Consider the following 11,541-nt stretch of genomic DNA (forward strand, 5'->3'; position numbering starts at 1 on the left):
GCATCATTGTGTTGGGGCTTTTTGTGTTTATCGCATGACATCGAGTAGAGCGTTGAGTAAAGGCTCTTTTGCGCGGGAAGCTTTACAACAAAGGCCCAGTTCGAGAGGTTGCACAATTTCTTGGCGTAAGCGCTCAACCTTGTCTTTTACTGGGCTGTTATCAATCACCACATCTGGCGCGACACCAATACCACAGCCCAATGCCACCATACTAACAATCGCCTCGTGGCCTGCTATTTGCGCATAGACGTTTGGCTCGATCCCTTTACTGACCAACCACTGATCAGCGAGTACGCGCGCTGTTCCTGCTTCGGGCAAGATTAAAGGTGTGTGTTGCCAGTCAATGGCTTGTAGGTCAATGCCACTGCTGGCCATTGCCGGTGCGATAACCGACAAACTGACTGTATCAATCGGTTGAAACACCAAGCTGGATGACAAGCGTTTGGGTTTAGCGGCAATGGCAATGTCGGCGCTATTGTCTTGCACCTTCTCTTCTGCTTGGGCGGGATCGCCAGTCAGAAGCTGTAGCTCGATATTTGGGTATTGTTGACGAAACCGCGCGAGTAGCTCAGGCAAGTGGCTATAACTGGCGGTGACTGAACAAAAGAGCGTGAGCTTACCGCCGAGCAAAGAGGCATGTTCATTGATACTGGCTTTAGTCGTGTGCCAAAGCTGAAGAATATCACGTGCGACGGGAAGCAGCGTTTTACCTGCTGGGGTGAGATCGACCGCTTTATTGGTGCGAATAAACAGCGGCTGACCAATATCTTCTTCGAGACGTTGGATGATTCGGCTCAGCGCWGAAGGGCTGACGTGCATTGCCTGTGCCGCCCGGGTATAGCTTTTGGTATCACAGAGGTGGAGAAAGCCCGTGAGTTGCTTTGCATTCATAAATCATTGTTGCTGTAACTGCAATGTTATGTTGTGAATATATCACTTTAGGCAATATAGTGGTTAAGGTAGTATCAAAAATACGCGGTGAAAATACACCCAATCACGGATTTGAATCAATGGAGCACCCCATGGCGAACTACTTTAATACCCTGAATTTACGTCAACAATTGGAACAATTAGGCGTATGCCGATTTATGTCGCGCGAAGAATTTGCCACCGAGGCCGAATTCCTCAAAGGTAAAAAAGTGGTGATTGTCGGCTGTGGTGCGCAAGGGCTCAACCAAGGCTTAAACATGCGTGACTCGGGTCTTGATGTGGCTTATGCGCTGCGTCAGGCGGCGATTGATGAAAAGCGCCCTTCTTATCAGAATGCGGTTGAGCATGGGTTTGAAGTGGGTAGCTACCAAGATTTGATCCCACAAGCAGACTTGGTGATTAACCTTACGCCAGATAAACAGCACTCCAACGTCGTCGAAACCGTGATGCCACTGATGAAAGAGGGCGCCGCGCTCGGTTACTCACATGGCTTTAATATTGTCGAAGTGGGTCAGCGCATCCGTGACGACATTACTGTGGTCATGGTGGCGCCGAAGTGCCCGGGTACCGAGGTGCGCGAAGAGTATAAACGCGGCTTTGGTGTACCGACGCTGATTGCTGTTCACCCAGAAAATGATCCTAAAGGTGAAGGCTTTGAGATTGCGAAAGCCTGGGCAGCTGCAACCGGTGGCCACCGTGCTGGCGTACTTGCCTCTTCATTCGTAGCAGAAGTGAAATCCGATCTGATGGGCGAACAAACCATCCTGTGTGGCATGCTGCAGGCTGGCTCGGTCGTTTGCTATGAGAAAATGATCGCAGAAGGTGTTGAACCAGGTTATGCGGGTAAACTGATTCAGTATGGTTGGGAAACCATTACTGAAGCGCTAAAGTTCGGTGGCATCACTCACATGATGGATCGCTTGTCCAACCCAGCGAAAATCAAAGCCTTTGAGTTGTCGGAGTCGCTTAAAGAACTGATGCGTCCTCTATATAACAAACATATGGATGACATCATCGCTGGCCATTTCTCCGCGACCATGATGGCCGATTGGGAAAACGGCGATAAAGACTTGTTCACATGGCGTGAAGAAACCGCACAGACCGCGTTTGAAAACTATCCCGAGTCGGATGTAAGCATCAGTGAGCAGGAATTCTTTGATAACGGCATTTTGATGGTAGCTATGGTGCGCGCAGGGGTCGAGCTTGCTTTTGAAGTCATGGTGTCATCTGGCATTATCGAAGAATCAGCGTATTACGAGTCATTGCATGAATTGCCTTTGATTGCCAATACTATTGCGCGTAAGCGTCTTTATGAAATGAACGTGGTCATTTCCGATACGGCTGAGTACGGCAACTACTTGTTCGCCAACGTGGCAACACCGCTGCTGCGCGAACACTTTATGCCAACAGTGAGCGCAGATGTGATTGGTAAAGGGCTTGGAGAAACCTCTAACCAGGTCGACAACGCCACCTTAATCGAGGTCAATGACCGTATCCGCAACCACCCAATTGAGTATATCGGTGAGGAATTGCGCGGCTATATGACAGATATGAAGCAAATTGCGCTCGACAAATAATAACGCGGATCGTTTGAGATAACGCGGAAGAGAAGCCTGGCCTGAGGGTCAGGCTTTTTTATATCTGCGAGGGTTATTCTTGGTTATCTGTCGACTGACCCACTTTTGCTTCCATGGCTTCCAGCTTGGCTTCAAGCTCGGTGAGCTTTTGACGGGTGCGCAGTAACACCTGGGTTTGTACATCAAACTCCTCACGGCTTACTACATCCAGCTTAGTCAGCTGGCCTTGGATGGCTTGGCGCACACGGCCTTCCATATCCGTGCCTAACTCTTTAACAGGCTGAGGCATGGCGTCGTGAATTTGCTTGGCCATTTGCTCAAGTTTTTTGGGGTCAAACATGGAATACTCCTTTATTAACTGTCTTTATTCTATGTAAATACGCACAGCTTGTCGAAAGGATGATAAAAGAAAAGGGCCCGAAGGCCCTTTGGGTTAGTGTGATGCGCGATAGTCTTCATCGAGCTTATCAAGTTCATCGTCTTCGACAAACACAGGCAGTGGTTTGTGCTTGCTGGCCAGATAGGTATAAATCACTGGCAGAACGAATAGCGTGAATAACGTACCGATAGCGAGACCTGCTACGATCACAATCCCGATGCTAAAGCGTTGCTCGGCGCCTGCGCCGGTGGCAAACATTAGCGGGATGAGGCCTGCAATCATCGCGGCAGTGGTCATCAAGATCGGACGCAGACGAATCTTGGCCGCTTCTTTCACTGCGTCCATTCGGCTGGCTTGATGATGCAGTTGCTGCTCTTTGGCGACCTCACAGATCAGAATACCGTGTTTAGTAATCAGACCTATCAAGGTTATCAACCCGACTTGTGAGTAGATGTTCATTGATGACAGCCCCCACGCGAGAGCAATTAAGGCACCACAAATCGCAAGTGGCACAGAGACCAAGATCACCAGTGGGTCGAGCAAGGATTCAAACTGAATCGCCAGTACCAGATAAATGATCGCTAAGGCGAACAAGAAGGTGGCATACAGCGCGCTGCCTTCTGTCACGTATTGGCGAGACTCACCGAGGTAATCGTGCTGATAGCCTTTAGGCAACTCTGCTGCCTTGCTCTCGAACCAATCCACTGCGGTACCCATGGTGACACCGGGCGCAGATACCGCACTGATGGTCGCAGCGTTTAGCTGATTAAAGTGCGGCAGTGAGCGAGGTTCCGCGGTGACTTCAATGTCAATCAGCGAGCCCAGCGGAATGGAATCACCGTTGGCCGCACGCACGTAGTAGTTCTCGATCGATTCAGGGTTGAGGCGATACTTACGCTCCACTTGCGGGATCACTTCGTACGAGCGGCCATCAAAGTCGATACGATTGACGTAGCCATCGGCCATCATGGTGCCAATGGTGGCGCCAATATCACGCATGGTCACGCCATATGACCCAGCTTTGTCTTTATCAATGCTGATGTTCATGGTGGCCGAATCAAAGTTGAGGTTCAGCTCCGAATAGACGAAATTCGGGCTAGATTGTACCTCGGACATAATATCGGCGGTCACTTGGTAGAGACTTTCGAAATTATTCGGGGTGGTCACCACAAACTGGATCGGCAAGCCGGAGGAGGCACCGGGCAGTTCTGGCATTTCAAAGGTAGTGACCTTCATACCCGGAATGTCTTTCACTTCGTCAGCCATGCGTTTTACCACTTCGGACTGACTGGCTTCCCGCTCACTCCAAGGCACCAGTGAGGCGATACCAAAGGCTTGATTCGACTTCGGCACCCCTGAAAAGACCTGAGAAAAGGCCACCTCTGGTTGTTCGTCGAGCTTTTGGTTCACTTCCGCCATGCTGTTTTGGATGTAATCCAGGTTAGCCGTCGAGGGCGCCGTCCCCATCATTACCACCACGCCTTTATCTTCCGATGGCGCCAGCTCACTGGGGATAAAGTTAAATAGCACAGGCAAAGAAGCAAAGACGATCACCGCAAAGGACACCACCACAGGACGGCGTTGCATCACCTTACTGAGGATGCGCGCATATTTGTCGGTCATGCCATCCAAGAAGCGGTGCACGGCAAGCTCAAAGCGACTTGGCTTGGCGTTAGCTTTCAGCATGGTTGAACACATCACTGGTGAGAGTGTCAACGCGACAATCCCGGAGACAAACACCGCCCCGGCAAGGGTTAACGCAAACTCCTTAAACAGCGAGCCGGTGATCCCGCCCATCATGGCGATAGGGGCATACACCGCCGCCAATGTTAGTGTCATGGAGATAACCGGCACGGCAATTTCCCGTGTACCAATAATGGCCGCGCGGAAAGGGGACTCTCCCAGCTTGATATGGCGGTCGATGTTTTCCAATACCACGATGGCATCGTCGACCACCAAGCCGATAGCCAGCACCATCGCCAGCAGGGTCATCAAGTTGAGCGAGAAGCCAATCATTTCCATCACCAGCGCCACACCAATCAGAGACAGTGGGATGGTAATAATGGGGATAATCACCGCACGGAACGAGCCCAAGAACAGGGTGATCACCACTAATACGATCAGCGCCGCTTCAATGATGGTTTTGATGACCTCATTGATGGACTCATTGATTGCATTGGATGAGTCATACAGCACATTCATCTCGATATTGCTTGGCATGTTGCGCTCAACTTCCGGCAACATATCCATGACGTCAGCGGCAATATTGATGGGGTTAGCCGACGGGGTGGCATTGATCGCGGCGACAACCGCTTCAGAGCCATTGGCCAGTGCACGTACCCGATCATGGCTTTTCTCGAGTGAGACCTTAGCGATGTCTCCGAGGCGTACGACGCGGCCATCTTGGGTATCCACCACCAAATTACGCAGCTCTTCGGGCGTGGACACCTGGGTGTCGGCGCTACCGTTATAGATCATAAAGGTACCAATCGCCTGACCAGTGGCTGACTGGTAGTTGTTGGCATCGAGCACGGACATCACGTCGGTGGCCGCTAATTTAAACGCCGCCATTTTCTCAGGATCGAGCCACACGCGAAGGCCATACTTCACCCCGCCGTAAAGGTCGATTTTGGAGACACCATCCACGGTAAATAGCTGAGGCTTGACCACGCGATCGAGGTAGTCAGTGATCTGACTGGAGTCGAGTTCGGGCGAGGTAAAGCCAATATACATGACAGCGGTGGTGGAACCGGTCGACATGGATACCGATGGATCTTCCGCCTCGGCAGGAAGCTGAGCACGCACCGAGTTTACCTTGGCAAGAATATCGGCCAAGGCGGCGTTAGGGTCGGTATTGAGCTTCATGTTGACCGTAATGGTCGAGGAGCCAAGTACCGACTCTGAGGTCATAAAATCAATATTATCAGCTTGGGCCACGGCTTGTTCGAGTGGCGTCGTGATGAAGCCCTGAATCAAGTCGGCACTGGCGCCATAATAGCTGGTTGTGATGGTGACCACGGTATTGGTCATCTCCGGGTATTCCCTGACTTGCATCTTAAATAAAGATTGCAGGCCGAGCAGCGCAATCAGAATACTGATTGACGCGGCTAGCACGGGGCGCCGGATAAAAATATCAGTAAAGCGCATCACATCCTCGTCTTACAATTGAGGTAATTGTTCTGGTGGTGTGAGAGCGTCGTTTTCGACGATTTTCACTTTGGAGCCATTGCTTAACCGCACTTGGCCGGAGGTAACGACCTGATCGCCAGGTTGCAGACCTTCGATAACACGCGCTTGATGGCCACGACGTTCACCGACCTTGAGTACTTGCTGATAAGCGCGTTTTTCTCCTTCCTCTTCGCGGATGACGTAGACGCTTTCTCCGTACAAATTGAAGTTAATCGCGGTTTGATCAATCACGATTTGCTCTTCAATGGTCGGTAAGACGATATCGGCGCGGGCAAACATCCCTGAGCGCAACTGGCCGTCGTTGTTGGGGATATTGGCTTCCACTTTAATCAGGCCGCTCTGGCTGTTGACTGCAGGCTCAATGGCACTGATAGAGCCGATAAATTCCTTTTCAGGATACGCGTCGACAGTAATGCGTAACGGCTGGCTTAAACGGATTTTGGAAATATCCGTTTGTGGCACGGTAAAGCGCAGCTTCATCACCGAGGTGTCCTCGAGGCGAGCAATGTCCGTACCGGGTTGTAAGTATTCACCTAAGAAAACATCACGCAAACCAATCACACCATCGAAGGGAGCTTGGATATTACGACGGGCAATGGTGGCTTTCAGCGCATTGATGTCAGCTTGAAGCGAGCGATAATTGGCCTCGGCTTCATCCAGCGCTTCTTTAGAGATAGAGCCTTTAGCAAACAGGCCTTGGTAGCGTTTAAACTTGGCTTCCGCCGCCGGTAGACGCGCTTGGGTGCTGGCTAAATTGGCTTTTTCAACACTCGAGTCGAGCTCGACCAGGTTTTGTCCACGCTCAACGGTTTGGCCAGACTCAAAATTAATCACATCGACGACACCGGCAATTTGGGTGGTTAAGGTGATCCCTTGGTTAGGCTCAATAAACCCAATGGCGTCAAGCGTTGGTGTCCAAGGCTCAGCCTCAACCGTCACCGCGGTGACTGGGTGGGTGGGCTCTGGCATGTTTGCCATATACTCTGCAACTTTTTGCTGCTTGAACAGGTTAAAGCCAATCACACTGCCAAACAGCAGCAGCGCGAGGATAACCATAAAGAAAAACCATTTTTTCATCGAAGTAAGCTCCGAACGTCGTTAGTGAAGAGAAATTGCATCCCAGCAAGCGTGGATCGCATCTGCGATAGCATGACTGTCCAGGGTTATAACACCCCGAACCTGTTTGCGAGCTAAACAAAAAGCGGGTTCGAGTCCCAAGGTGATTAACACCTCATCATCGAGGGGCTTGAGCACGCCTTGTTGCTTACCTTCTTGAAAGACCAGATAAAGATCGGAGAAGGCTTCTCGCTCTTGCTGAGTATGAGACTGATCATCGCGCGGCAGGGCATCAAACTGGTCACGAGACAATAAAAGATGATCGCGTTGTAGCATCATGGTCCACGTATTGCGCCACAAGCGTTCAAACTGACATTTGAGTGTCGGTTCATCCTTGACCCCTTGCTGGATATGGGTTGCACATTGCATCATCAGGTGCGAAGACAGTTGGCGAAGCAAGTCATCCTTATCTTTGAAGTAGCGATAAATGGTCCCTGTTGCGACCTGTGCTTGTATCGCCACTTGTTGCATTGAGACTTTGTCGAGCCCAACCGTCGCGATTAATTGCTCGGTCGCGGCAAAGATTTGTGTACGTTTGTCCATGAATAATGCACCAAGCAATGAGTGAACGTTCATTCATTTTAGAGCGTTTTTCGCGCAAATGACAAGCATAAAGTGTAGCAAGCAAAATGCACTCTGCTGCGGTGAGATAGACATCAGTCGGATTCGCTCTACAATGCTCATTCAGCCACTGATGAGGTGTTGTCACCATGAAACTTAACCCCGCGCAATCCGATGCCGTCCGACATATCTCTGGACCTTGCCTAGTTTTGGCCGGAGCAGGATCGGGCAAAACACGGGTGATTACGCACAAAATCGCCTATTTGGTTCAGCAGTGCGGCTATAAAGCACGTCATATCGCCGCGGTCACCTTTACCAACAAAGCGGCACGCGAGATGAAAGAGCGGGTAGCACAAGGTTTAGGCAAGCAAGAGTCGCGTGGTTTGATGGTGTCGACCTTTCATACCTTGGGCCTCAATATCATTCGTCGCGAGTACAAAACCTTGGGGCTCAAGGCGGGCTTTTCGCTATTTGACGATCAAGACCAATTAGCTTTGTTAAAAGCCCTGACCGAACAAGAGTTGGACAACGACAAAGATTTGCTACGGCAGTTGGTGCATACCATTTCCAATTGGAAAAATGCCATGTTGGGGCCGGATGAAGCACTGGCTCAGGCGCAAGACGAGCGTGATCAACTGTTTGCCACCTGCTATGCGCGCTACCAAAAACAAATGCGTGCGTATAATGCGCTGGATTTTGATGATCTCATTTTGATGCCAGTCGCGCTGCTTAGCCAAAACCAAGCCGTACGTGAGCGCTGGCAAGCGCGCATTCGTTATTTATTGGTCGATGAATATCAAGATACCAATACCAGTCAATATCAGTTAGTGAAGCTGCTAGTGGGTGAGCGTGCACGCTTTACCGTGGTCGGGGATGACGATCAGTCGATTTACTCGTGGCGAGGGGCTCAGCCGAAAAACCTGGTGTATCTGCAGCAAGACTTTCCGCGTTTGCATGTGGTGAAACTGGAGCAAAACTACCGCTCAACCAGTCGCATTCTGCGCGCCGCGAATATCTTGATTGCCAATAACCCTCATGTATTCGAAAAGACCTTATTTTCTGCTTTGCCTGATGGCGACATGCTCAAAGTACTGACCGCTAACAATGAAGAACATGAGGCGGAGCGCGTGGTCGGCGAGCTGATAGGTCATCGTTTTTTGGGGCGCACCCAATACAAAGACTACGCCATCCTTTATCGCGGAAACCACCAATCACGCTTGATCGAAAAAGCGCTGATGCAAAACCGCATTCCTTACAAGATCTCCGGTGGCACCTCGTTTTTCTCACGTGCAGAAATCAAGGACATCATGGCCTATCTGCGCCTGCTCACTAACCCCGATGATGACAACGCGTTCTTGCGGGTGGTTAACACACCACGACGTGAAATTGGCCCAGTGACGCTAGAAAAGCTCGGTAGTTATGCCAACCAGCGGGGAAAGAGCTTGTTTGCGGCAAGCTTTGAGCTCGGGCTCAGCCAACATTTATCAGGACGTGGTTTGGCGTCGCTACAAGCGTTTACCCGCTGGGTGGTGGAATTATCCGATCAAGCCGAGCGAGGCGATACCGTGGCGGCGGTGAGGGCGCTTTTGCGTGACATTCACTACGAAGAGTGGCTGTACGAAAGCTCTTCAAGCCCCAAAGTCGCAGAAATGCGGATGAAAAACGTCTCACAGCTTTACAGTTGGATTGTCGCCGACTTAGAAGGTGATAACCCCGATCAGGTGGAACGAACGCTAAGAGAAGTGGTTCAGCGCCTTACACTACGTGACATGATGGAGCGGGGCGAAGACGATGATGACGCAGACCAAGTCCAGTTGATGACCTTGCATGCCTCCAAAGGGCTCGAATTTCCTTATGTCTACCTGATTGGCATGGAAGAAGGCTTATTGCCGCATCAGTCGAGCATTGATGAAGACAATATCGATGAAGAGCGGCGTTTGGCTTATGTCGGACTGACGCGTGCGCAAAAGGCGTTGACCTTTGTAGTGTGTAAAGAGCGGCGTCAATTTGGTGAAGTGATTAAGCCACAGCAGAGCCGCTTCTTAGATGAATTGCCATTTGACGATGTCGAATGGGAATCGCAAAAAAAACCGGTATCTCAAGAAGAGCGAATGGAAAAAGGGCAAGCCGCGATCGCCAACCTAAAAGCCATGCTGGATAAAAACAAATAACGCCGCAAGGGCGGCGTTATTGTCACACTGGCTGCGCGGCGGTATTAAAGTGCGTCGAGCATGTGCTCGATGGCCGCCACAATTTCATCATCCGAGCAATCCATACACGTCCCTTTAGCCGGCATGCCATTAAAGCCGTTGATGGCATGTTTGGTGAGGGTCTCCATGCCTTTATCGACACGTGGCCCCCAAGCGGCGGCATCGCCTGTTTTGGGCGCGCCGGCTGCGCCTGTGCCGTGACAGGCGGTGCAGTAGGTATTGTAGACCTGCTCGCCGCTGCGTGGGCCACTTGGCTCTGCGGCGGCGGTTTGCGTTGGCGCTTCGCCGTCAATATACACATCACCAACCGGGGCAATGCGTTCGGCGATGGCGGCTTTTTTTTGCTCAGACACTTCTAGCGCTTGCGCAGCAGAAGCAAATAACAGGGCCGCCACAGTGGCAACCATAATTTGACCTAGACTTTTTCCCTTTGCGCTCACAATGACACTCCCACATTACTGGTGGCTTAACGCCTTTTTTATCTTATTTGCCGCCAACCTAAGGGGGTGAATCAATCAAGGGTGATTCGGTTGCGGCCTGTCAGTCTCGTCTTAACGGATTTGCCAACGTTGCTGGGTTAACTCCGTGTAAAGATTAGGTGATTATAGCGCTTTAGATTGTTACGTTAAACCGTTATAGTAGAGACCTTACTGACGTTTTCTACGCAATTTGTTGAAAAAGAGACCAGTCAGTAAAAAAATTAAAAAAAGTGCTAGACGGCTGGTGGTGATATCCGTAATATTCGTCACCGCCAACGGGGCAAGCGCCCGTAGCTCAGTTGGATAGAGTGTTGGCCTCCGAAGCCAAAGGTCACAGGTTCAAATCCTGTCGGGCGCGCCATTCCGGGGATAAAGGAAATTGGCAAAAAATCAGTGGTGGCTGTAGCTCAGTTGGTAGAGCCCTGGATTGTGATTCCAGTTGTCGCGGGTTCAAGTCCCGTCAGCCACCCCATTATTTTCGCTAACAGCGAATATGTCGGTGAATAGCGCAGTTTGGTAGCGCATCTGGTTTGGGACCAGAGGGTCGGGGGTTCGAATCCCTCTTCACCGACCACTATTACAAACCCTAGCCTAACGGCTGGGTTTTTTTTGTTTATGCCTGTTTGTTGGAGATCGAGGGTCGGGGGCTGGAAGCCGGCCCAACGGAAGCCCGGTCGCGCGGTAGGCCGCCCCATCGAAGCCCTCTTCACCGACCACTATTACGAACCCTAGCCTAACGGCTGGGGTTTTTTCGTTTCACCCACCCCCCTCTGGACATTTCTCTCCCCCCTCAAATTGTCACTGTTGTTGGGCGGTTTTATATCGCTTTGCCGAGTACGTGTTGGTGAGCCTTTTCCCTACGCGGCGACCTTGAGAGAGGATAAAATGCAGAAATTAGAGATCTATCAAGATTCTGATAGATAAAAAGTCACCAATTAGCAATAAAAACCACACCTTTTGATGTGACTGCTATACCTGTTGATTAGTGGTTTAAAAACCTACCTTTAATTGACTAGCTAATTATTTAAGTTGTTAATTGCTTCTTTTTTGGAGTTTATCGCTATCATTGTTACGCGCTGTTAAATAACTTTGCTTTATTC

Annotated in this window: 8 protein-coding genes and 3 tRNA genes; 5 read left to right on the forward strand and 6 right to left on the reverse strand. The window is 50.6% G+C overall.

Annotated features, from left to right (window positions below):
• Positions 1-27 precede the first annotated feature (27 nt).
• Positions 28-891, reverse strand: coding sequence for an HTH-type transcriptional activator IlvY (gene ilvY, locus BZG14_RS13040; protein WP_077486679.1), 864 nt, complete (start codon positions 889-891; stop codon positions 28-30).
• Positions 892-1,022: 131 nt separating this feature from the next.
• On the opposite strand from ilvY, the gene ilvC reads away from it, so the two are divergent.
• Positions 1,023-2,507 (forward strand): ketol-acid reductoisomerase, encoded by a 1,485-nt coding sequence (gene ilvC, locus BZG14_RS13045; RefSeq protein WP_077608923.1) that lies wholly within the window; start codon positions 1,023-1,025, stop codon positions 2,505-2,507.
• Positions 2,508-2,580: 73 nt separating this feature from the next.
• Here ilvC and ubiK read toward each other — a convergent pair whose 3' ends face one another.
• The 4 genes from ubiK to BZG14_RS13065 form a co-directional block, all read right to left on the reverse strand.
• A complete protein-coding gene (gene ubiK, locus BZG14_RS13050) occupies positions 2,581-2,847 on the reverse strand; it encodes a ubiquinone biosynthesis accessory factor UbiK (protein ID WP_077486681.1) in 267 nt (88 codons plus the stop codon).
• Positions 2,848-2,940: 93 nt separating this feature from the next.
• Positions 2,941-6,033: a multidrug efflux RND transporter permease subunit gene (locus BZG14_RS13055; RefSeq protein ID WP_069360752.1), complete on the reverse strand. Its 3,093-nt coding sequence runs from the start codon at positions 6,031-6,033 to the stop codon at positions 2,941-2,943.
• Positions 6,034-6,045: 12 nt separating this feature from the next.
• The gene (locus tag BZG14_RS13060; protein WP_069360753.1) at positions 6,046-7,152 is read right to left on the reverse strand and encodes an efflux RND transporter periplasmic adaptor subunit; all 1,107 of its coding nucleotides are present in this window, start codon (positions 7,150-7,152) and stop codon (positions 6,046-6,048) included.
• A gap of 21 nt (positions 7,153-7,173) precedes the next feature.
• A complete protein-coding gene (locus BZG14_RS13065) occupies positions 7,174-7,734 on the reverse strand; it encodes a TetR/AcrR family transcriptional regulator (RefSeq protein ID WP_077608924.1) in 561 nt (186 codons plus the stop codon).
• A 167-nt stretch (positions 7,735-7,901) separates the two neighbouring features.
• Here BZG14_RS13065 and rep point away from each other — a divergent pair, with 167 nt between their 5' ends.
• Complete coding sequence (gene rep / locus BZG14_RS13070) at positions 7,902-9,923, forward strand: DNA helicase Rep (protein WP_077608925.1); 2,022 nt, start codon at positions 7,902-7,904, stop codon at positions 9,921-9,923.
• A gap of 44 nt (positions 9,924-9,967) precedes the next feature.
• Here the strand turns inward: rep and BZG14_RS13075 are convergent, their stop codons facing one another.
• Entirely contained in the window at positions 9,968-10,369 is a 402-nt protein-coding gene (locus BZG14_RS13075) for a c-type cytochrome (RefSeq protein ID WP_443509041.1), read from the reverse strand.
• Positions 10,370-10,725: 356 nt separating this feature from the next.
• Here BZG14_RS13075 and BZG14_RS13080 point away from each other — a divergent pair.
• The 3 genes from BZG14_RS13080 to BZG14_RS13090 all read left to right on the forward strand — a co-directional run bounded on the left by BZG14_RS13080 (position 10,726) and on the right by BZG14_RS13090 (position 11,015).
• Positions 10,726-10,802, forward strand: a tRNA-Arg gene (locus BZG14_RS13080).
• 35 nt (positions 10,803-10,837) lie between these two features.
• Positions 10,838-10,913, forward strand: a tRNA-His gene (locus BZG14_RS13085).
• 25 nt (positions 10,914-10,938) lie between these two features.
• Positions 10,939-11,015: transfer RNA gene (locus tag BZG14_RS13090), tRNA-Pro, on the forward strand.
• Positions 11,016-11,541 lie beyond the last annotated feature (526 nt).

This window comes from Salinivibrio sp. IB282, from assembly GCF_001995685.1.
GTDB classification, from domain to species: domain Bacteria; phylum Pseudomonadota; class Gammaproteobacteria; order Enterobacterales; family Vibrionaceae; genus Salinivibrio; species Salinivibrio kushneri.